The sequence below is a fragment of the Kribbella endophytica genome (genome assembly GCF_054781295.1).
In genome coordinates, this window is record NZ_BAAGUR010000002.1 from 472,277 (window position 1) to 492,739 (window position 20,463).

General features: G+C 69.4%; 20 protein-coding genes. 10 read left to right on the forward strand and 10 right to left on the reverse strand.

Translation table 11 applies throughout. The annotated features are described in order from the left end of the window. Positions 1-8: 8 nt before the first annotated feature. From ACYVIO_RS20700 to ACYVIO_RS20710, 3 genes are all read left to right on the forward strand, one after another. Entirely contained in the window at positions 9-1,139 is a 1,131-nt protein-coding gene (locus ACYVIO_RS20700) for a ThuA domain-containing protein (RefSeq protein WP_460652481.1), read from the forward strand. A 93-nt stretch (positions 1,140-1,232) separates the two neighbouring features. Then, positions 1,233-2,717 (forward strand): S10 family peptidase, encoded by a 1,485-nt coding sequence (locus tag ACYVIO_RS20705; protein ID WP_460652482.1) that lies wholly within the window; start codon positions 1,233-1,235, stop codon positions 2,715-2,717. Between the two features lie 172 nt (positions 2,718-2,889). Further along, positions 2,890-3,378, forward strand: coding sequence for a GNAT family N-acetyltransferase (locus ACYVIO_RS20710; RefSeq protein WP_460652483.1), 489 nt, complete (start codon positions 2,890-2,892; stop codon positions 3,376-3,378). 81 nt (positions 3,379-3,459) lie between these two features. Here ACYVIO_RS20710 and ACYVIO_RS20715 read toward each other — a convergent pair whose 3' ends face one another. The 3 genes from ACYVIO_RS20715 to map all read right to left on the reverse strand — a co-directional run bounded on the left by ACYVIO_RS20715 (position 3,460) and on the right by map (position 5,587). Further along, positions 3,460-4,137 (reverse strand): alpha/beta fold hydrolase, encoded by a 678-nt coding sequence (locus ACYVIO_RS20715; RefSeq protein WP_460652484.1) that lies wholly within the window; start codon positions 4,135-4,137, stop codon positions 3,460-3,462. A gap of 26 nt (positions 4,138-4,163) precedes the next feature. Continuing rightward, positions 4,164-4,538, reverse strand: a complete 375-nt coding sequence (locus ACYVIO_RS20720) for a GNAT family N-acetyltransferase (RefSeq protein ID WP_460653552.1) — start codon at positions 4,536-4,538, stop codon at positions 4,164-4,166. A 200-nt stretch (positions 4,539-4,738) separates the two neighbouring features. Beyond that, positions 4,739-5,587: a type I methionyl aminopeptidase gene (gene map / locus ACYVIO_RS20725; protein ID WP_460652485.1), complete on the reverse strand. Its 849-nt coding sequence runs from the start codon at positions 5,585-5,587 to the stop codon at positions 4,739-4,741. Positions 5,588-5,642: 55 nt separating this feature from the next. Between map and ACYVIO_RS20730 the strand changes: the two genes are divergently transcribed. After that, positions 5,643-5,834 carry a hypothetical protein gene (locus tag ACYVIO_RS20730; protein ID WP_460652486.1) on the forward strand — a complete coding sequence of 64 codons (192 nt, stop codon included), beginning with the start codon at positions 5,643-5,645 and terminating at the stop codon, positions 5,832-5,834. A gap of 92 nt (positions 5,835-5,926) precedes the next feature. Here ACYVIO_RS20730 and ACYVIO_RS20735 read toward each other — a convergent pair whose 3' ends face one another. After that, positions 5,927-6,613, reverse strand: coding sequence for a histone H1-like repetitive region-containing protein (locus ACYVIO_RS20735; RefSeq protein ID WP_460652487.1), 687 nt, complete (start codon positions 6,611-6,613; stop codon positions 5,927-5,929). Positions 6,614-6,907: 294 nt separating this feature from the next. Here ACYVIO_RS20735 and ACYVIO_RS20740 point away from each other — a divergent pair, with 294 nt between their 5' ends. Together ACYVIO_RS20740 and ACYVIO_RS20745 are read left to right on the forward strand one after the other, a co-directional pair. Next, positions 6,908-7,654, forward strand: a complete 747-nt coding sequence (locus ACYVIO_RS20740; RefSeq protein WP_460652488.1) for a helical backbone metal receptor — start codon at positions 6,908-6,910, stop codon at positions 7,652-7,654. Between the two features lie 63 nt (positions 7,655-7,717). After that, on the forward strand, positions 7,718-7,894 hold the full coding sequence (locus ACYVIO_RS20745) for a hypothetical protein (RefSeq protein ID WP_344173722.1): 177 nt from the start codon (positions 7,718-7,720) through the stop codon (positions 7,892-7,894). A gap of 24 nt (positions 7,895-7,918) precedes the next feature. Here ACYVIO_RS20745 and ACYVIO_RS20750 read toward each other — a convergent pair whose 3' ends face one another. Then, positions 7,919-8,416, reverse strand: a complete 498-nt coding sequence (locus ACYVIO_RS20750; RefSeq protein WP_460652489.1) for an NUDIX hydrolase — start codon at positions 8,414-8,416, stop codon at positions 7,919-7,921. A 154-nt stretch (positions 8,417-8,570) separates the two neighbouring features. Here ACYVIO_RS20750 and ACYVIO_RS20755 point away from each other — a divergent pair, with 154 nt between their 5' ends. Next, positions 8,571-9,479, forward strand: a complete 909-nt coding sequence (locus tag ACYVIO_RS20755) for an aldo/keto reductase (RefSeq protein ID WP_460652490.1) — start codon at positions 8,571-8,573, stop codon at positions 9,477-9,479. Here ACYVIO_RS20755 and pdxR read toward each other — a convergent pair. Continuing rightward, entirely contained in the window at positions 9,459-10,880 is a 1,422-nt protein-coding gene (gene pdxR, locus ACYVIO_RS20760; RefSeq protein WP_460652491.1) for a MocR-like pyridoxine biosynthesis transcription factor PdxR, read from the reverse strand. The two genes, ACYVIO_RS20755 and pdxR, sit on opposite strands and share 21 nt — an antisense overlap. Positions 10,881-10,982: 102 nt before the next feature. Here pdxR and ACYVIO_RS20765 point away from each other — a divergent pair, with 102 nt between their 5' ends. Beyond that, positions 10,983-11,534, forward strand: coding sequence for a dihydrofolate reductase family protein (locus tag ACYVIO_RS20765; RefSeq protein ID WP_460652492.1), 552 nt, complete (start codon positions 10,983-10,985; stop codon positions 11,532-11,534). Positions 11,535-11,537: 3 nt separating this feature from the next. Here ACYVIO_RS20765 and ACYVIO_RS20770 read toward each other — a convergent pair whose 3' ends face one another. The 3 genes from ACYVIO_RS20770 to ACYVIO_RS20780 form a co-directional block, all read right to left on the reverse strand. Continuing rightward, positions 11,538-12,218, reverse strand: coding sequence for an HAD family hydrolase (locus ACYVIO_RS20770; protein WP_460652493.1), 681 nt, complete (start codon positions 12,216-12,218; stop codon positions 11,538-11,540). Between the two features lie 6 nt (positions 12,219-12,224). Continuing rightward, on the reverse strand, positions 12,225-15,002 hold the full coding sequence (gene panB, locus ACYVIO_RS20775) for a 3-methyl-2-oxobutanoate hydroxymethyltransferase (RefSeq protein ID WP_460652494.1): 2,778 nt from the start codon (positions 15,000-15,002) through the stop codon (positions 12,225-12,227). A 155-nt stretch (positions 15,003-15,157) separates the two neighbouring features. Next, complete coding sequence (locus ACYVIO_RS20780; protein WP_460652495.1) at positions 15,158-16,930, reverse strand: NAD+ synthase; 1,773 nt, start codon at positions 16,928-16,930, stop codon at positions 15,158-15,160. Between the two features lie 128 nt (positions 16,931-17,058). On the opposite strand from ACYVIO_RS20780, the gene ACYVIO_RS20785 reads away from it, so the two are divergent. Beyond that, a complete protein-coding gene (locus ACYVIO_RS20785) occupies positions 17,059-18,219 on the forward strand; it encodes a DUF418 domain-containing protein (RefSeq protein ID WP_460652496.1) in 1,161 nt (386 codons plus the stop codon). Positions 18,220-18,264: 45 nt separating this feature from the next. Next, on the forward strand, positions 18,265-18,642 hold the full coding sequence (locus ACYVIO_RS20790; protein ID WP_460652497.1) for a hypothetical protein: 378 nt from the start codon (positions 18,265-18,267) through the stop codon (positions 18,640-18,642). Here the strand turns inward: ACYVIO_RS20790 and ACYVIO_RS20795 are convergent, their stop codons facing one another. Further along, positions 18,643-20,442 (reverse strand): DUF2207 domain-containing protein, encoded by a 1,800-nt coding sequence (locus tag ACYVIO_RS20795; protein ID WP_460652498.1) that lies wholly within the window; start codon positions 20,440-20,442, stop codon positions 18,643-18,645. It lies immediately after the preceding gene. Between the last annotated feature and the right edge of the window lie 21 nt (positions 20,443-20,463).

Consider the following 20,463-nt stretch of genomic DNA (forward strand, 5'->3'; position numbering starts at 1 on the left):
GAGCTGTCATGACTACATTCACGCGACGTACGGCATTGCTGACCGGTGGAGCGCTGGTGGTCGGCGGTCTGCTGCCGTGGCAGACGGCGTCTGCGGCGCCGTACCAGGTGCTGGTGTTCAGCAAGACGGCCGGCTTCCGGCACGACTCGATCCCGGCCGGCATCCAGGCGATCCGGGACCTCGGTACGGCCAACGGCTTCACCGTGACGGCCACTGAGGACAGTGCGGTCTTCACGGCGTCGCAGCTGGCGGCGTACAAGGCTGTGGTGTTCCTGAGCACGACGGGGGACATCCTGAACGCTGCACAGCAGACTGCGTTCGAGGGCTACATCAACGGCGGTGGTGGGTACGTCGGAGTGCACGCGGCGGCCGACACCGAGTACGACTGGCCCTGGTACGGGCAGCTGGTCGGTGCGTGGTTCCACAGCCACCCGGCGATCCAGCAGGTCACTGCACGGGTGGAGGACCGGACGCACGCGTCGACCTCGCACCTGGGGACCACCTGGGTGCGGACCGACGAGCTTTACAACTACCGGACCAACCCCAGGCCGAACGTGCGGGTGCTGATCAACCTAGACGAGTCGACCTACAGCGGCGGCAACATGGGCGACCACCCGATCGCCTGGTACCACGCGCAGGGCTCGGGGCGGTCGTTCTACACCGGGTTCGGCCACACGATCGAGTCGTACGCCGACCAGGTGTTCCGGCGGCACCTGCTGGGCGGCATCCAGTACGCCGCTGGGGCCTCGTCGACGCCTCCGGTGACCCAGATCGAGGGGGAGGCGTTCACGTCGCAGTCCGGCGTACAGGTGGCTGGGCACGGTGGTGCGAGCGGTGGTCAGACGCTGGGGTACATCGACAACGGTGACTGGGCCGGGTACTCGCAGGTGAGCACGGTCGGCCGGACCGGGTTCACGGCGCGGATCTCGTCGGGTGGGGCGGGCGGGACGATCCGGATCCGCTCCGGGGCTGCTGGCGGCCCGGTGCTCGGGACTGTCGCCGTACCGGTCACTGGAGGGTGGGACAACTTCCAGACCGTCTCGACGACGCTGAACGGTTCGGGGAGTGGTCCGCTGTTCCTGACCTTCAGCGGTGGGTCGGGGTCGCTGTTCGACGTGGACCACTTCAGCCTGAGCTAGGTCGGTGCCGGCGCTCGTCACCTGCTGGGTGGCGAGCGCCGGTTGTGGATAATCCACGACGCCGGGTTGCCTTGTTTTGTTAGTGTTCCGGGCATGGCGACAGACGAGCGGGGACCCGAGGCGACCGGTGACAAGGTCGCGCCCACGACGGGGCCGACGGACGACCTGACGACGACGCGGCACGAGCTGACCGTGGGGGACCGGACGCTGAAGTACACGGCGACCACCGGGCGGATCGTGCTGCGGCGCGAGGTGCTGACCGAGGGCAAGTTCGACGGGCACGTGCCGAAGGCCGAGGTGTTCCTGACGTCGTACACGCTGGACGACGCGGACGCCGGCTCGCGGCCGGTGACGTTCGCGTTCAACGGCGGGCCGGGGTCGTCGAGCATCTGGCTGCACCTCGGGCTGCTCGGACCGCGGCGCGTGGTGTCGGGGGACGCGGGAGAGTTGGCGCCACCGCCGTACGGGCTGGTGGACAACGCGGAGACCCTGCTGCAGGTGAGCGACCTGGTGTTCATCGACCCGGTCTCGACCGGGTACTCGCGGGCCGTCGAGGGCGAGAAGCCGGGGGAGTACCACGGGTTCACGCCGGACCTGGAGTCGGTCGGCGAGGTGATCCGGCTGTGGACCTCGCGCAACGGGCGCTGGATGTCGCCGAAGTTCCTGGCCGGCGAGTCGTACGGGACGACCCGCGCGGCCGGCCTGGTCGCGCACCTGCAGAACCGGCACGGCATGTACTTCAACGGCGTGATGCTGATCTCGGCGGTGCTCGAGTTCGCGACGCTGGACTTCACACCGGGCAACGATCTGCCGTACACGCTGTTCCTGCCGTCGTACGCCGCGGCCGCGCACTACCACGGACTGATCCCGGACCGGGGGCTTGAGGAGGTCCTCGCGGACGCGGAGCGGTACGCCGCCGGGCGGTACCCGAATGCGCTTGCCCAGGGCAACCGATTGCCGTCGGACTACCGCGGTGAGGTGATCGAGCGGCTGTCCGCGCTGACCGGCCTGTCGGCGGACTACCTGGATCGCGTGGACCTACGGATCGAGCACACCCGCTTCTTCGCCGAGCTGCTGCGTTCCCGGCGGCAGGTGGTCGGTCGGCTGGACGCCCGCTTCACCGGGTGGGACCCGGACTCCGCCGGCGAGGTGTCGACCGACGACCCGTCAATGCGCGCGATCATGGGGCCGTACACGGCCGCGCTGAACCACTACGTGCGCGCCGAGCTCGAGTACCTGAACGACCTGCCGTACGAGATCATCAGCGCGGACGCCGCCAAGGACTGGTCGTTCAAGGAGTTCGAGAACAACCACGTCTCGGTCGCCGACCAACTCTCCGAGGCGATGCGCGCGAATCCCCACCTGAAGGTCCACATCGCCTCCGGCCGCTACGACTGCGCGACGCCGTACTTCGCCACCGAACACACCGTCGCCCGCTTGCGCATCCCCGCCGAACTCCGCGACAACATCGAACTCTTCTACTACCCGGCCGGCCACATGATGTACGTCCACGAGCCCTCGCGCCTGCAACAGTCCCAAGACCTGGCCGCCTTCATCCAGGCAGCCTCAAACCGTTGAGCCGGTCCGACAGAACACCAGGTCCGTTGCCGGCCACGCACGCAGTCTCCGAGCTGCCTGGTCCACCGGCCGCCGCCTGATGCTCCTCATCCGCCCACCCGCGCCGGTGGACCTCACCCCTCCACCGCCCGGTGTCGTCCTACGCCCTCCAACCCCCGAGGACATCGAGGCCTTGGGCCGCACGTACTTCGCCTCCTACCCACCAGACGTCGCCTGCGCCACCGAGCCAGAAGCAATCGAAGACATCCGCCGCACCTACTCCGGCGAGTACGGCCCTCTAGACCTCGCCAACAGCCGTCTGGCAATCCAGCCCGATGCCGTGGTCGGTCTGGCAGCCCAGCCCGACGCCGTGGCCGGTCTGGCAGCCCAGCCCGCCGCCGTAGCCGATCTGGCAGCTCAGCCAGCCGCCGTGGTGCGGCCGGCGGTCCAGCACGCCGTTGTCGGCGCTGCCCTCGTCGTCGAACGCGGACCCTGGGCCGACGCCCCCGACTGCCCGTTCCTCATCGAGCTCTTCACCCTCCCCACCCACCGCCGCCAAGGCATCGCCCAGGCCCTACTCACCGCCTGCCTGACCCTCAGCACCCCATTGGCTCTCCGCGTACAGGACAACAACACCCCCGCAATCACCCTGTACAAACGCTTCAACTTCAAGCCCAGCTGACCCAAGTCCGACCATCCGCGCAGCAGTCCTCGGGAGCGGTGGGCGAAAGACGGGAGCAGTCGGCGACGGTGGGCTGGGTGCTTACTGCGGGAAGCGCCGCTCGAATTCTTCGAGGAATTGTGTTGGGCGGGTTTGTTGGATGGCGTGGCCGGCGCCTTCGATCGTTGCCGGGTGGGCGTGGGGGATGCGGGCGGCGGCTTCGGTGAGTTTGTGGTGGGGGACTGGGCTGGTGGTTCCTCCGGCGAGGATCAGGGTGGGGACGGTGATGGCTGGGAGGTTCGCTTTCCAGGCTGGGTCGGGATTGGCTAGTTGGCCGAGGATGGCGGCGTAGCAGGTCCAGTCGTACGGCAGTTGTCCCTCGGGGCGTGGCGGGACGGTCCAGTTGCCTTCGCCGTCTGGTGGTGGGCTGTCGACTAGGACCAGGCCGGTCAGGCGGTCGGCGTACTGCTCGGCGAAGATCGCGGCGACGGTGCCGCCCATCGAGTGGCCGCAGAGGAGGAACTGGTCGAGTGCGAGGCGGTCGGTGAATTCCAGCAGGTCGTCGCGCATGGCTTCGAACGAGTACTGCTCGGTCCACACGCTGTCGCCGTGGCCGCGTTGGTCGAGGGCGATGACTCGGTAGGTGCGCGCGAGGTGGGGCGCGACCTTCTCCCAGGTGGCGGCGTTCGAGGTGAGGCCGTGCAGCAGGACCAAGGGTGGTGCATCGGTGTCGCCGTACTCGATGGCGGTGAACGGGCCGGCGGTGAGATCGATCCTCATGCCGGGCATTCAACGCCTGCAGCAGGTCAGCCGGGGTAGATGCGGAAGCCGCTGTATGTGTGGTGCTGGAAGGAGGCGTAGAAGTCCTGGGCGGTGTCGGTGACCAGGTCGACGCGTAGGGCACCGGTGAGTGGTGCGGCATATTCCAGTAGAGCTCGGCCGATGCCTTTGCGGCGGTGGGTTGCTGCGACGGCCATCAGCGAGAGGTGGGCCTGGATGTGGCCGTCGCTTTGCAGGTAGGCGAAGCCGACCACCTCGTCGTCTTCGACGGCGACGACGCTGGTGACACCGGGAGCGGTCAGTACGACGTGCGCGCGCTCGGGATCGCCCGGGAAGCTCGGCCAGTCCTCGGCACCACAGATCTTCAGTACGCCGTCCAAGTGCGAGCGGTCGTAGCGCATCACCCGCACAGCCGACGATGCGCCGGACCCGGGGGAGTGGCGGGACTCGCCGGACTCGGGCGAAGGGTGTGCGTCACCGGACCCGGGCGAGGGCCGTGCGTCACCAGACCCGGGCGAAGGGTGCGCGTCGCCGGACCCACGCGAGGGCCGTGCGTCGCCGGACCCGGGCGACAGGTGGGCATCGCCGGGGTCGGTGGTGTTCATGGCAGGGTGAGGACTTCGGCGCCGGTAGCGGTGACGACCAGGGTGTGTTCGAACTGCGCGGTGCGCGACTTGTCCTTGGTGGTGGCGGTCCAGCCGTCGTCCCACAGGTCGTAGTCGTAGCTGCCCAGGGTGAGCATCGGCTCGATGGTGAACGTCATGCCGGGCTCGATCACGTCGTCGAAGCGCTCGTCGTCGTAGTGCGGGATGATCAGGCCGGAGTGGAACGACGTCGCGATGCCGTGGCCGGTGAAGTCGCGGACGACGCCGTAGCCGAAGCGTTTGGCGTACGACTCGATCACGCGTCCGATGATGCTGACCTGGCGCCCGGGCTTCACGGCCTTGATGCCGCGCATCAAGGCCTCGTGCGTGCGCTCGACCAGCAGCCGGCTCTCCTCGTCGACGTCGCCGACCAGGAACGTCGCGTTGGTGTCGCCGTGCACGCCGTCGAGGAACGCGGTGATGTCGACGTTGACGATGTCGCCGTTCTCCAGCGGACGGTCGTCGGGGATGCCGTGGCAGATCACCTCGTTGACCGAGGTGCACAGGGACTTCGGGTAGCCGCGGTAGCCGAGCGTCGACGGGTACGCGTCGCGTTCCACCAGGTACTCGTGGCCGACCGCGTCCAGCTCGTCGGTGGTCACTCCGGGCTTCGCCGCCGCGCCGACGGCCTGCAGCGCCTGCGCGGCGAGTTTGCTCGCGACGCGCATCTTCTCGACCAGTTCGGGGGACGTGACGTAGGAGCCCTCGTACGGCGTCGGCGCGGGCTTGTCCACGTACTCCGGGCGCGGAATGGAGGCGGGAACAGGGCGGCGCGGCGAGATGATGCCGGGACTGAGAATCGACATGGTGGGATCATTCTAGTTAGTTGCGACAACTTCACCGGGAAGGTGGTCCGCTGCGATGGCCGACGACGATCACAGCAACGAGTGGTACTACAACACGAAGACCGGCGAGGTCGAGCCCTACCAGGGCGCGAAGTCCGCCGACCGGCTCGGTCCGTACAGCTCCCGCGAGGAAGCGGCCCGCGCGCTGGAGAAGGCGCAGGAACGCAACGAGGCCTGGGACAACGACCCGAAGTGGAACGACGACTGATCGGCGACAACACCAAGCGCTGAAACGCCGAGCGCTGAACGCACCGAGGGGCACCACCGCACAGGTGGTGCCCCTCGAGCGTTGTGCAGCGACTAACGCGACGTCGCCTTGCGGGCCGGCGCCTTGCGCGCGGGCGTCCGCTTGGCCACGGTCTTGCGGGCCGGGGCCTTCTTGGCCGGAGCCTTCTTCGCGGCGACCTTGCGAGCCGGCGCCTTCTTGGCGGCGACCTTGGCCGGAGCCTTCTTCGCGGCGACCTTGCGAGCCGGCGCCTTCTTGGCGGCGACCTTGGCCGGAGCCTTCTTCGCCGCGACCTTGCGGGCCGGGGCCTTCTTGGCGGCGACCTTGCGAGCCGGCGCCTTCTTCGCGACGACCTTCTTGGCGGGAGCCTTCTTCGCCACGGTCTTCTTCGCCGTCGTCTTCTTGGCCGGGGCCTTCTTGGCCGCCGTCACCTTTTTGGCCGCGACCTTCTTCGCCGGGGCCTTCTTGGCGACGGTCTTCTTCGCGACGACCTTCTTGGCGGGAGCCTTCTTCGCCGTGGTCTTCTTCGCGGCCGTCGTCTTCTTCACCGCCGTGGTCTTCTTCGCTGCGGTCTTCTTGGCGGGTGCCTTGGAGACCGCCTTCTTGGCCGCACTCACCTTCTTCGTCACTGTCTTCTTCGCTGCCGTGACCTTGCGCGCGGTCGTTGTCTTCGCGGCTGGGGCCTTCTTGGCGACAGTCTTCTTGGCGGGAGAAGCCTTTTTGGCTGTCGCCTTCCCTGCGGCTGCCTTCTTGGCTGGCACTCTGCCTCCTTGGTGCGGCTGAGGAAAACCACGGTGGATTCCTCGTCGTCCTGATGATGACAACACTTGGTGCCCACGTAAAGCACCTGAATCGCCCACAGGTCAAGGCGTCCGCACCGGCAATTCGGGCAGTAATGCCGAAAATCCTTGTGCAGAAGGGTTTTCGGTGACTCTTGAGCATGCCGGAAGGCGCTGAAGAAATGTTGGCGACACGCGCGCGAACTGGCCACTTCGGAGTGTTTTCGGACAGTGTTGTCCTCGGCAACGTCTCTGCGAACGATCGGATCCGGTGCGGTGCGAACCCTCTACGACGACCTGCACGACCCCGTCGAACTACCGGCGAACATCACGTCCGTGGTCAGCATCGTGCCCTCGTTGACGGAGTCGATCGCGCACACGCACCGGCCCTTGCTGACAGGCGCGACGGACTGGTGCACGCATCCGCACGACCTCGACGTTACCCGCGTTCGCGGCACCAAGAACCCCGACGTCGAACGCATCGCGCGGTTGCGTCCCGACGTCGTCGTCGCGAACGCGGAAGAGAATCGTGCCGTCGATCTCGACGCGTTGCGCGCGCACGGAATCGCGGTGTGGGTGACGACGCCGACGACTGTCGAGGAGTCACTGACTTCACTCGAGCGAATGCTCTCGGCGATCACCGGAAGCACTCCTTCGTGGCTCGACGAAGCGCGCGAAGTGTGGAGTACGCCGTACGACGGACCGCGCCGGCGAGCGGTCATTCCGATCTGGCGAAAGCCGTGGATGGCACTCGGCCGGGACACGTTTGCGGGTGATGTCCTCACGCGACTCGGGATAGACAACGTGCTGGCGGAATCGCCCGAACGTTATCCGCGGTTCGACGTCGACGCGTTACCGCCGTACGACGTCGTGGTGCTCCCGGACGAGCCGTACGCCTTTTCTCCCGACGAGGGCCCGGAGGTATTCGACCGCCCGGCGAAGTGCGTTTCCGGCCGCCATCTGACCTGGTACGGGCCGTCGCTGGTCGAGGCGCGGGCGGTGCTCAGCGGACAGCTGGCGTGACCTGCGCCACGGAAGTTGCCGTCTCAGGTAGACGGTTAGGTCAGGCTCACCTATCCTCCAAACGTGCCCGAGATGACCGCGAAGAAGAAGTGCTGCAAGGACAAGCCGAGGTGCAAGAAGTGCCCGGTCGTCCTCAAGCGGCTGGCTGACGCCGGCTGCGCGGAGCGCCTCGACCTGCGCCACTACGTGGTGGACAAGAAGGTCAAGAAGAAGGTCCTGAAGAAGGCCCGCGAGCGCTGAGCCCGCAGGATCCCGCCCGCAGGGTCAGGACGCCTGCCGCAGCGTGATCGCCTCGACGGCGACCCGCAGCAGCCCCGGGATCGTGACGTGCGCGGCCTGACCGGTCGCCTCCAGCTCGTCGGGGTGCCACCAGCCGTGGTCGCTGATCGTCTCCAGCTCGAGCGCCTCCTGGTTGGCGAACGTCACCTCGACGGTGTCCACACCGACCGCGAAGAAGGTCTGGTGCTGGATGATCGGGCAGCCGCCCCACTCGAACTCGATCGTGTTCGTCGCGACCGGTTCGCCGAGCGCGTCGGACGGCAGCAGGATGCCGACCTCCTCGCGCAGTTCCCGCAGCCCCGCCTGCACCACGGTCTCGCCCGCCTCGACGCCGCCACCGATCGTGAACCAGTACGGCGTACCGGGCTTCAGCGGGTCCCAGCCGTGCAGCAGCAGCACCTTCCCGTCCGGGCGGACGGGCAGGACGCGAGCCGTCGTCCGCCGGACGACGGTGCCTGGTGGTGGCAACCGGGAATCTGTCACATCTCAAAACGCTAGACGACCTGTCCCGTCCTTCGACCGCTTCCACGGCGCGTCGCCGTCAGCAACTGTTCCGGCCTGGTCCGGCTGCGGCGTGGGGGATCCACGCAACGGACCGTGCACGCCGGTGGTTGGAGCGCGGTGAGACGATCGCCGTATGACAGCGCGCATCGGTCTGGGTCTGGCGGCTCTGGGACGTCCCGGCTACATCAACCTCGGGCACGACGAGGACCTGCCGCCGGGCCGTGAGATCGACGACCTGCGCCGTCGTACGCACGACCTGCTCGACCTGGCCTGGCAGTCCGGGGTGCGGTACTTCGACGCGGCGCGGTCGTACGGACTGGCGGAGGTGTTCCTCGGCGAGTGGCTGGCCGCGGACCCGAAGCGTCGGGCTCAGCTGACGGTCGGGTCGAAGTGGGGCTACACGTACGTCGCCGACTGGCGATCGGACGCCGACCAGCACGAGATCAAGGACCACACGCTCGCGACCTTCGAACGGCAGTGGCCGGAGACGCTGGAAGCGCTCGGCGGTCCGCCCGACTTCTACCTCGTGCACAGCCTGACACAGGACAGCCCGGCGCTGGCCGACGCGAAGCTGCTCGACAGGCTCGGTGAGCTCGCCGACAGCGGCGTACGGGTTGGTCTGTCGACGAGTGGTCCGCATCAGGCCGAGACGTTGCGGGCGGCGTTGAAGCTCGACGGGCCGTTCACGGCGGTGCAGTCGACGTGGAACGTGCTCGAGCGGTCGGTCGGTCCGGCACTGGCTGAAGCTCATGACGCCGGGTGGTTCGTCGTCGTGAAGGAAGCGGTCGCCAATGGTCGGCTCACTGCGAAGGCCGGTACGACGCCGTTCACGGCGTACGCCGCTCAGCATCACGTCGCGCCTGATTCGCTGGCGTTGGGTGCTGCCCTCGCCAATCCATGGGCCGACATTGTGCTCAGTGGCGCGACGACCGCCGAGCAGCTCGCCAGCAACCTTGCCGCGACCGACGTCGAGCCGCTGGACGAGTTCACCCAGACTCCGGCGGAGTACTGGACCGAACGCTCAGCCCTGCCGTGGATCTGAGATCGCCTCGGCCAGTGCGCGGACCCCGCGGCGGATCCCCGATTCGTTGACGTTGCCGAAACCCATCACGAGTCCCGGCGCGGCCGCACCGACGTCGTCCATCCGGTAGTCGCCCAGGCCGCGCACTGACACCGATCGTTCCTCGGCTGCTGCGACGACGGCCGCCTCGTTCGTTCCGGAGGGCAGTCGCAGTACGGCGTGACAGCCGGCCGCGAGACCGGTCAACTGCAGCGCGGGCAAGTGCTCGTTGACCGCAGCGATGAGCGCGTCACGGCGTACCTGGTACGTCGTGCGCATCCGCCGCAGATGCCGGTCGTACCTACCCGACTCCATCAACCGTGCCAGCGCCAACTGATCGAGAGCGGGAGCGCCTCGGCTGGTCAGCGCCTTGGTCTCGACGAGCCCGTCGAGGATCGTGGGCGGCGCGAAGATCCAGCCGATCCGGATCCCCGGCGCGAGCGTCTTGCTCACCGAGCCCAGCGCGATCACACGCTCAGGAGCCAAGCCCTGCAGGGATCCGACCGGCTGCCGGTCGTACCGGAACTCCGAGTCGTACTCGTCCTCGATCACGAACCCGTCGACCTGCTCGGCCCAGGCGACCAGCTCCTGCCGACGGCCCGGACTGAGCGCGACACCGGTCGGGCACTGATGAGCCGGAGTCAGTACGACGGCCCGCGCGCCGCTCGCCCGCAGCGCGGCGACATCGACGCCGTCCTCGTCGACCGGGACCGGAACGGCCCGCAGGCCGAAGCGTTCGGCGATGCGGTCGTGATCGCGCGGGCCCGGGCTCTCCAGACCGACTCGCTGTACGCCGTGGTTCGCCAAGGTCGCGAAGACGAGGTTGAGCGCGTGCCGGAAGCCGGTCGTCACGATCGTGCGCTCCGCGATCGACGCACCCGCGCGGACGCGGCGGTGGTACGCGGCGAGGACCTCGCGCAACCGTGGGTCGCCGCGGTCGGGTTCGTCGCCCATCAGGGTCGCCGGTGCGAGGCGGGCCGCGTCGCCTAGCGCCCAGATCCAGTCGCGGACGGGCGCGGAGGCGAGGTCGGGGATGCCGTACTCGAAGTCGACGTCGAAGCGTGGCGCGGGGTGGTCGACGGGCGTCGTACGGGTTGGAGCTGTCGCTTCGGCGCGCTCGGCGACGCGGGTGCCGGAGCCGACCTCGCTGACGAGGTAGCCCTCGGCGTACAGCTGGGCGTAGGTGTCGACGACGAGCCCGCGCGAGATGCCGAGCTGGTCGGCGAGGCTGCGCGACGAGGGCAGCCGTTCGCCGGGGCGCAGCGCGCCGGTGCGGATCGCCGTCCGGAGCTTCTCCTGCAGTTGGTGCCCGAGCTGCCGCGGCGTACCGCGATCGAGCTGCAGGAGCAGCCCCGGGCCGTCGCCCTTCCACTGGACCGTCATGGCGCCTCCCAAGTGGTTCACTGGCCGTCCCCCGAAATGGACCTTCAGCCGGTGCCGCATTCGACCACATGCTGGAGGTCGTCAGCCGAGGGAAGGAACACCATGCGCGAGATCGTCAACTCCACCTACATCAGCCTCGACGGATTCATCGAGAACCCCCAGAACTGGCCGGACACGGGTGGGTTCACCGAGGAGGGCAACCGGATCCAGAACGAGCTGGTGCTCGGCTGCTCGGCGATCCTGATGGGCCGGCACACCTACGAGAGCTTCGCCGGCGTCTGGCCGAACCTGCCCGCGAGCGAGCTGGTCGACAAGATGAACACGATGCCGAAGTACGTCGCCTCCAGCACCTTGACCGCGCCGGAGTGGACCAACAGCCACGTCATCAAGGGCGACCTGGTCGAGACCGTCACCGCGATGAAGCAGGAGCCCGGCGGCGACATCGTCCAGTTCGGCGTCGGTGAGGTCACCCGCACGCTGCTCGCGGCCGGCCTCCTGGACCGCCTTCGCCTCTGGGTCCACCCGTTCATCATCGGCCACGGCGGGCCGGAGGGTTTGCTCTACCGCGACCTCGAGACCACTCAGTTCGAGCTCACCAGCAGCACAGCACTCACGTCCGGCATCGTCGTCCTCGACTACCGCGTGCGGCAGTAGTCGTCAGCTCCGCAGTACGTCGGCAAGCTCGTGCAGATCGCCGAGCGCGGCATCCGGCGCATGCCCGTCCGGACACGGAAAGCCGTCACGGTTGAGCCAGATCCCGGTCCAGCCGGCGGCCTGCGGACCGGTCACGTCGTTCGGCAGCGAGTCCCCGATCATCGCGATCGCACTCGGCGGACGATCGACCTTCTCGGCGGCCAACTGGTACGCCGCAGGATCCGGCTTCGCGACGCCGAGGTCCTGCGAGAACAGCACGACGTCGAACAGCTCCTCCAGCCCGGCCTTGGCTGGGTAGCTGTTGCCGTTGGAGAGCAGGCCGATCCTGTACGACGTACCGAGCGCTCGCAGGACCGGGATCGTGTCCGGGTAGAGCTCGATGTCGGCGAACCGGCGCTCGAGGTAGAACGCGTTCAGCTCGGCGGCCAGCGACGGGTCAGGTGGGCCGAGGCGGGTGAGAGTCCGTTGGAACGCCGCCAGGCGGAGGCGTTCGAGATTCAGCTCGGTGCCGTTGAGTTCGGCGGCGACGGCCTGACGGTCGGCGATCAGGTCGTCGACCGTCAGGGCCTCAGCGGCTGAGTGGTGCTCGCGGAGCTTCGCCAGGGTGGCGTGCAGGGATCTGCGCATCACCTGGTCGAAGTTCCACAGCGTGTTGTCGCCGTCGAAGAACAGCGTGTCGATCAACGGCGGTCAGAAAGTGTGTTCTTCGGTGGGGAAGGTGCCGTTGGTGACTTCGGCGGCGTACGTCGTCGCTGCGGTGGTCAGGATGGTGCGCAGGTCGGCGTACTGCTTGACGAAGCGGGGCATGGGGCCGGAGCGGAGGCCAGCCATGTCTTGCCAGACGAGGACCTGGGCGTCGGTGTCTCTGCCCGCGCCGATGCCGATGGTGGGGATCGGGATGCGTTTGGTGACCTCGGCGGCTACGTCGCCGGGGACCATCTCAAGGACGACCGAGAAGGCGCCGGCTTCGGCGAGGGCTACCGCGTCGTCGATGAGGCCTGCTGCTTGGTCGCCTCGGCCTTGCACGCGGTAGCCGCCGATGGCGTGCTCGCTCTGCGGGGTGAAGCCGATGTGGGCCATCACCGGGATGCCTGCCTGCGTGAGCTTCTCGACCGCCGGTACGACGGTGCGCCCGCCTTCGAGCTTCACCGCGGCGACGCCCGCCTCCTTCATGAACCGGACGGCCGTGTGGAACGCCTGCTCGGGAGAACCCTGGTACGAGCCGAACGGGAGGTCGGCGACGACTAGCGCGCGTTGGGTCGCCGTGGCGACCGCGCGGGCCAGCGGGATGAGTTCGTCGACGGTGACGCGCAGGGTCGACTCGTAGCCGTAGACGTTGTTGGCGGCCGAGTCGCCCACCAGCAGCACGGGGATGCCGGCGTCGTCGAAGATCTCGGCGGTGTACTGGTCGTACGCCGTGAGCATCGCCCACTTCTCGCCGCGGTTCTTCATGTCGCGCAGGTGGTGGATGCGGTACTTGCGCGGACGCTTGCTGCCGTCGGCCGGAGTACCGGTCGCGCCGGGGCCGGTCGCGCCAGAGCCGGTCGCGCCGAGGCCCGTCGTGCCCGGGCCGGTTGCGCCGGGGGTGTTGAGGACGCCGGAGTTGGACGGGTCGGACGGGGTCGTGTTGGTGACGTTGGCCGGTTGCTGTGCTGTCGGCTGGGCCGGGCCTGATGTGCCGGGCTGGCGCTGGTTGCCGGACTGGCCCTGGGCGCTGGACTGGCCCTGGGCGCTGGACTGGCCCTGCGGGCCGGGTTGGTTCTGAGCGCTGGGCTGGCCTTGGGCGTCGGGCTGGTGAGCGCCGGGCTGCTGAGCGCTGGGTTGGCCTTGGACGCCGGGCTGGCCCTGGACGCCTTGCGGCGCAGGTGCGTTGCCGCCGGGCTGGGCGCGGCGGGCTCGGTGGGAGATGGCGGCTTCGGCCTTCACCTGGCTCGGGGCGTCCTGCTGTACGTCGGCACGGCGGCGGGCGCCGAGCGGGCGACCCTCGGTGCGCATCTCCGGGCGGCCCTCTGCGCGGGGCTGCTCCGGGCGGGTCTCCGGGTGGTTGCTCTCGTACTCCGCGCTCGGGTCGGTCGGGTAGCCGTTGACCGCTGCGTTCTGCTGCGCGGCCGGGGGCTGCGCCGGCGGGCGGTTGGCCGGCGGGCGCTGCTGGGCGCCTGGCGGGGGAGGCGTGGGAATGGACGCCTGGATGGCGGGCTGGATGCCGGTGGACTGCTGCGCGGGGTACCCGTTGCCGGGTGCGTTGGCGCCGTTGCTCAGCCCGTTGCTGTCGCTGTGGCCGTTACCCGAGGTGCTGCCGTTGCCGGAGCCCAGCCCGTTGCCCGACCCGGAGCCGAGGCCGTTGCCAGAGCTCAGACCGTTGCCCGACCTCGAACCGTTGCCTCCGGAGCCCAAGCCGCTGGCGGAGTCCGAGCCGTTGCCCGTCCCGGAGCCCAAGCCGCTGCCGGAGCTCAGCCCGTTGCTGGTCCCGGAGCCGAGGCCGTTGCTGGTGCCCAGTGCCGTGCCGTTGCTGGAGCCGAGGGGGTTGGGGGCGGGCTGGCCGTTGCCGTTCGCGGAGCCGTTGCTTGGTGCGGGCGGCGGGGTGTTGGGGGACGGGCGGTTGGTGAGCCCGTTCGACGGCGGGGGAGGCGGAGGGGTCGGAGCGCTGCCGCTCCAGCCGTTGCCCGGAGTGCCGTTGCTGTGCTGGGTGAGGCCGTTGGAGCCGTTGCCTGGCGGAGGTCCGGCCGGGCGCTGCGGAGGAGTCCCCTGCTGCGGCGGCGGTGCCTGACGGTTGGCAGGAGGCTCGGGCGCACGACGCGGCGGCTCACCCTGCTGAGGTGCGAACGGGCTCTGCTGCCGCCCGGGCTGAGGAGGAGCCGGCGGCCGTTCCTGGTACGCCGAAGGAGCAAACGGCGACTCGTCGTACCGCGCCGACTCCTGCGGGATCTCGCGCGTGGTCTCGCGCGCCGGATCGCGCCCGAGGTCCCGGGCAGACTCACGCCCCTCGGGCGGAAGCAGACGACCAGGCTCAGGCGGGAAGGGCCGACCGAGGTCACGCCCTGCATCGCGGGCGGGATCGCGTCCCGGCTCCGGCGGGAAGCCCCGGCCGTTCTCGCGCCCGGCTTCGCGCCCGCTCTCGCGCGGGTCGTACTGCGCCGGTCGGCGGTCGTCGTACTGGCGCTGGGGGTCGGCGTACTGGCTCGGGTAGCCGCGGTCCTCGGCAGGCAGGAACGGCGGCTTCGGTACGTACGGCTGCTGGGGCACGGGGCCGCGTTCGTACGTGCGGGGGGCGTTGGGCAGCGACGGGGACGGGTCGAGGCCCTCCAGGGTCGAGCGGTCGCGCCAGCTGTCGCCTGAGTCGTCGGCGTAGCCGTAGTCCGAGCGGTGGTGCTCCTCGGTTGTCCGGTTCTTCGGTCCGGTCCCGTACGGCGCCGGCAGCTCGTCGTCGGCGTCGCCGTTGGTACCGGCCGACATGAAGTTGTCAACCATGCCCTCATCGTCCCACCGTTGCGGAGGGTGAGCGCCACCGGCTGTCGATGAGGGATCGCTCACAGCATCCGCGGGCACGCCGGAGTGCCCGGGGTGCTCGTCGAACGGGCTGTCCCAAGGAGCGTCGGAAGAAGGGCGGTTCCGCCACGATCCACTCAGTTGTCGGCAGCCTTTCTGGCGTCCTCACGCCACGCGTTCGTGATCGGGAGCCGCCGGTCGCGGCCGAACGCCTTGTGGGTGATCTTGGGACCCGGAGGATACTGCCTTCGCTTGTACTCCGCCTTGTCGACCAGCTGGACCACCTTGCTGACCAGCTCCGGCTCGAACCCCGCGGCGACCAGCTCGGCACTGCCGCGGTCCTGCTCGACGTAGTCGTCGAGCATGTCGTCCAGCAGGTCGTACGGCGGCAGCGAGTCGGTGTCGACCTGCCCGGGCCGCAGCTCGGCCGACGGCGGCTTGGCGATCGCGTTCTCCGGGATCGGCGGCTGCTTGCCCTTCGCCGCGGCGTCGGCGTTGCGCCATTTGGCCAGCCGCCAGACCACCGTCTTCGGCACGTCCTTCAGCGGCGCGAACCCGCCGACCGAGTCGCCGTAGATCGTCGAGTACCCGACCGACAGCTCCGATTTGTTGCCACAGGCAAGTACTAGGTGGCCGTCGGCGTTCGACAGCCCCATCCAGATCACCGCGCGGACGCGCGCCTGCAGGTTCTCCTCGGCGAGCCCGTTCAGCCCGAGCGTCTCCAGGAACGGCTGCACCATCGGCTGGATCGGGATCACCCTGTAGTTCAGTCCGGTCCGCGCGGCCAGCTCGGCGGCGTCGTCGCGGGAGTGGTCGCTGGAGTAGATGCTCGGGTTGGAGATCCCGAAGACGTTCTCCGGACCGACCGCGTCGCAGGCGATCGCGGCGACCAGCGAGGAGTCGATCCCGCCGGACAGCCCGAGCAGCACCGACTTGAAGCCGTTCTTGCGCACGTAGTCGCGCAGCCCGAGCACGACAGCGCCGTACATCTCGGCCTCGTCCGACAGCCGCGGCGCGATCGCGGCCTCCATCGGCTCGTACGCCGGCAGCGGCTCCTCGTGCAGCACGGTGTGCACGATCTCGATGCCCTCGTGCTCGGCGACCGGGATCGCCGTCGCGGCCGGTAGGTCGAGGTCGACGATCATCGAGCCCTGCTCGAACTGCGGTGCCCGCGCGAACACGTTGCCCTCGGCATCGGCGATCAGCGAGTCGCCGTCGAAGACCAGTTCGTCCTGGCCGCCGACCAGGTTCACGTACGCCAGCGCGCAGCCGGCCTCGCGGGCCCGGCGCGCGACCAGCTCACCGCGGACGTCGTCCTTGTTCGCCTCGTACGGCGAGGAGTTGACCACCAGCAGCAGGTTCGCACCGGCGGCGCGGGTGACCGCGACCGGGCCGCCGTCCTGCCACAGGTCCTCGCAGATCACCAGCGCGACGTCGATGCCGTGGATCCGGACGACCTGCAACGTGTTGCCGGGCACGAAGTGCCGGAACTCGTCGAAGACGCCGTAGTTCGGCAGGTGGTGCTTGACCGCGCTGGTGACGACGCGGCCCTGGTGGATCACCGCGGCCGAGTTCGTCGGCGAGCCCTTCGGCCGGCCGAGCCGGTCGACGCCCATCGCCGTACCGGCCGCGCGGTCGAGGTAGCCGCACACCACAACGACGTCGCCGAGACCTTCGTCGGCCAGCCGCTGCGCGAGCGTCTGCACCTTCGACTGGGACGCGTCGACGAACGAGCCGCGCAGGGCCAGGTCCTCGACCGGGTAGCCGGTCAGTACGAGCTCGGGAAAGGCGACCACGTGGGCGCCGCGCTCGACCGCGCCGCGGGCCCAGGAGACGATCTTGTCCGCGTTCGCGTCGAGGTCGCCGACCGTCACGTCGAGCTGAGCGAGAGCAAGCCGGAGCTGAGGCACCTGTGCACCCTACTGGGTTCCCGACGTGCCCCGAAGCGACTCGGCGAAGTCTTAACCGGCGACCAAGGTTGCGGCCCGGAATACTTTTCGCCGACGACCGGCCGGGCCGCTGCCGATTCACTGAGAAGGTGACCACCACCGAGCAAGGACCGACCGCTGTCACCGAGCGCGCGCTGGGTCCTGACCTGGCCCGCGGCTTCATGCTGCTGTTCATCGCGCTGGCCAACTCGCACTACTTCCTGCGCGGCCCCTCGGTGCTCGGAGGCTTCCCGCAGGACGGCTCGGCGATCGACCGCGCCGTCACCTGGCTGATCGCGACTTTCGTCGACGGGCGGGCGTTCCCGATGTTCGGCCTGCTCTTCGGGTACGGCGTCGCGCAGATCGTCCGCCGGCAGACCGGGACCGCGTGGGCGACCCGGTTCCTGCTCTGGCGGCGCAGCGCCGTGCTCGTCGTCCTCGGGTTCCTGCACGCCATGCTGCTGTACGTCGGGGACATCCTCGCGGCGTACGGCGTGCTGCTGTTCCTCGGCGTCTGGGCGATCCGGTGGAAGGACCGCTGGCTGTTCGTCGGCGCGTTCCTCGTGCTGGCGCTGACCGCGCTGCCGAGCGACACGTCGCTGTCGATCAGTGCCGACGCACCGGATGCCTCGATGCTGCCGCCGGATCTCTGGACGCAGTTCTCGCAGCGGATCCTGGTCAGCCCGGTGATCGCGCTGCTCGGGCCGATCGGGTTCCTGCCGCCGTTCCTGATCGGGCTGTGGGCCGGCCGTCGGCGGATCCTGGAGCGGCCGGCCGAGCACCTTCGGTTGCTCAAGGCCACGGCCGTCGTGGGCATCACGATCGCCGTACTGGGTGCGCAGCCGGTCGCGCTGACGCTGGCGCGGGTGATCGACCAGCCGACGGGGGACACGCTCAGTCTGGTCGGGCCGCTGCACGACGCGAGCGGGACGCTCGGTGGATTCGGGTACGCCGCGCTCATCGTGCTGATCGCGACGCGGATCCGGCGCGGCCGGGTGATCGAGGCGATCGCGGCGACGGGGCAACGATCGCTGACCTGCTACCTGATGCAGTCGGTGGTGTGGACGGTGGTCTTCACGCCGTACCTGCTCGACCTGTCGGACACGTTGACGGTGGCAACGACAGCGCTGCTCGCGACGGCGGCCTGGATGCTGACCGTGGTCCTCGCGGACCGGATGCGGAGCGCGAACTATCGCGGGCCGTTCGAGCTGCTGATTCGCAGGATCACGTACCGCACCGGCGTGTCGAGTCGTCCGGCGGTCCGGCGGTGACCGACGATCCGCAGACCATCCGGAACCACCTGCGCGGAGTACGACGTGAACCTCAGCCTTGCCGACCAGCCGACGCTGGCGGACCTGTCCGACGACGAACGGCACCTGCTCAACCTGGTTGCCACCCCCGCGGCAACGCTGCTCGGGCTGGTCGCCGGTGTGTTGCGGACCCGGTTGTTCGGTGAGGACGCCGCGGGCTGGGTGGATCTGTGGCAGACGAACCCGTCGACCGCTCGCGTCGAGTGGCAGGACGGGCCGGAGCTTGCCGAGGTGCTCGAGCACCTGCTGCCGCGGCCGATCGAGGGGACGTTCGAGGGGGTGCCGGGCCTGCGGTCGGTGACGACGTTCGACGCGCAGGCCCAGCTGGTGTGGATCGGTACGACGAGCCCGGTGGCCTTGCACCTCACTCGTCTGGACGGCTGATCACCAGGAGCCGCCGCCCCCGCCTCCACCACCGTCGCCCGCGCCGGCACTGCCGCTGAAGCCCGAGCTGCTGTTGCCGGTGTCGCTGCCGTAGCGCCAGCTGTTGTCGCCGGCGTACGCCGTACTGGATCCGCCGACGAGGCTGCCGGCCATGAACGCCGCGACGCCGCGACGGAACCGGCCGACCCGGAAGATCCCGACCGAGCTGAACAGGCTGACTGGGTCACCTCCGGCGATGAGCTCCTCCCAGCGGTCGCCGCGGTCGAGCACCATGGCCCACGGCAACAACTCGGCGAGCTTGCCGTCGGAGAGGTCCTCGGCGCGGACCGTGGTCAGGTATCGCTGGAACGACCGCAGGTCGCGGACGAGGTCGCGCGCGGAGTGCGTTAGCCGGCCGCGGGTCGCTGCCCGGCGGACGACGTACAGGCCGATGCACGCGATCACGACCAGCGCGAGGATCAGGATGCCGTCGAGCGGGCGGCCCGAGATCTCGGTGCTGATCGCGCTCGCGAGGAACGCCAGCAGCGCGAGGCCGAGCGCGCTGAGGAAGATCGGGACGAACTGGAGCTTGCGCCTGACCACCGGCGGCTTGCGGGTCGGGAGTCGGCCGAACCAGCCCGACGTAGCGACCTCGGTCCGCAGGGCGCGGATCATCGCGGCCTGGGCGTCGAGCGGGCGGCGGTGGTGCTGCAGGTAGAGCGTGGCACCTGGGGTGAGTGTGGGGAACAGGCCTTTGAGCAGCGCGAGGTGGTGGGGACGTCGGGTGGCGGCAGGGGTCACCAGGGTGACGAGGGTGTCGCCTTTGTCCTCGGTGTCGAGCCGGACCGCACCCAGCAGGGCGAGCTCGAGCAGCGTGGCCTGGGTGGTTTCGGCGTCGACGTACCCGTGGGTGAGCAGACGGGACTCGGCGACGCTGATCGGCGGCGGCGAGGTGACGGGCTTGCCGGTGGCGCCGCTGCGGTTCCAGCGGAAGAAGAGGACGAGGGCGGCGGCCACGGCGACGATCAGCGCGAGCAGGCCGCCGAGGAGCTTCAACAGACCGGGGGAGGTCGGGCCGGCGGCGTCTTCGAGGATGGCGGTGTCCGCGCGGACCTGGCCGAGCTCGATCGCGGACACGACGGTCAGCTGCTCGCCCGGTGCGAGCTTGCTTTGGGTGTACGTCGCTCGGCCGTCGGTGATTTTCGCCGTCGTACAGGGAGTCCGGGCGCCGGCCGTCCCGGCGTAGCAGGCCGTTCGGGTGACGCCGCCGGGGACCTCGACGGTGACGGTGGTCTGCTGCAGAGGAGCGGTCCAGCCTCGGCCGGTCGCGTTCCAGTACAGCTCGTCGTGGTCGGCGAACGACCGGATCGCGCCGTGCAGCCGGTAGCTGAGCACGTACGTCGCGGTGTCGCCGGTGACGGTCTTCTCCGGGGCGCCGATCCACAGCCGGACCGCCTTCGTGCGCGGGCTGCCGAGCTGGATGTCCTCCTGCTCGACGATGGTGTCGGCGCCGGTCGGGCTGGTGACGTGCACGTCGGTCACGTCGTACCGGCGGTCCTGGTCGTCGCCGCTCGGCTCGCGGACCACGAGGTCGCGGTAGATCCCGTGCCGGTCCGACGTCTCGCCGAAGCGGTAGACGATCGTCTCGGTGACCTGGACGACGCCGTCGCGGTCGACCTGGTAGTCGATCGCGAGCGAGTCGACCTGCTCGGTCGCCGGGCTGGGCGCCGCGAAGACCTGCGGCGAGGGTGCCACGACCAGCGCGGCACTTGACGCGGCAACCACCACCAGGGCCCGGGCCCACCACCGTCGACGGCTCATGTCTCAGTAGATGGCGGCGCC

Coding starts and splice junctions, on each gene's coding strand:
- ACYVIO_RS20700 (WP_460652481.1), top strand. CDS start 9: ATGACTACATTCACGCGACGTACGGCATTGCTGACCGGTGGAGCGCTG.
- ACYVIO_RS20705 (WP_460652482.1), top strand. CDS start 1,233: ATGGCGACAGACGAGCGGGGACCCGAGGCGACCGGTGACAAGGTCGCG.
- ACYVIO_RS20715 (WP_460652484.1), bottom strand. CDS start 4,137: ATGAGGATCGATCTCACCGCCGGCCCGTTCACCGCCATCGAGTACGGC.
- ACYVIO_RS20720 (WP_460653552.1), bottom strand. CDS start 4,538: ATGCGCTACGACCGCTCGCACTTGGACGGCGTACTGAAGATCTGTGGT.
- map (WP_460652485.1), bottom strand. CDS start 5,587: ATGTCGATTCTCAGTCCCGGCATCATCTCGCCGCGCCGCCCTGTTCCC.
- ACYVIO_RS20730 (WP_460652486.1), top strand. CDS start 5,643: ATGGCCGACGACGATCACAGCAACGAGTGGTACTACAACACGAAGACC.
- ACYVIO_RS20755 (WP_460652490.1), top strand. CDS start 8,571: ATGACAGCGCGCATCGGTCTGGGTCTGGCGGCTCTGGGACGTCCCGGC.
- pdxR (WP_460652491.1), bottom strand. CDS start 10,880: ATGACGGTCCAGTGGAAGGGCGACGGCCCGGGGCTGCTCCTGCAGCTC.
- ACYVIO_RS20765 (WP_460652492.1), top strand. CDS start 10,983: ATGCGCGAGATCGTCAACTCCACCTACATCAGCCTCGACGGATTCATC.
- panB (WP_460652494.1), bottom strand. CDS start 15,002: ATGGTTGACAACTTCATGTCGGCCGGTACCAACGGCGACGCCGACGAC.
- ACYVIO_RS20795 (WP_460652498.1), bottom strand. CDS start 20,442: ATGAGCCGTCGACGGTGGTGGGCCCGGGCCCTGGTGGTGGTTGCCGCG.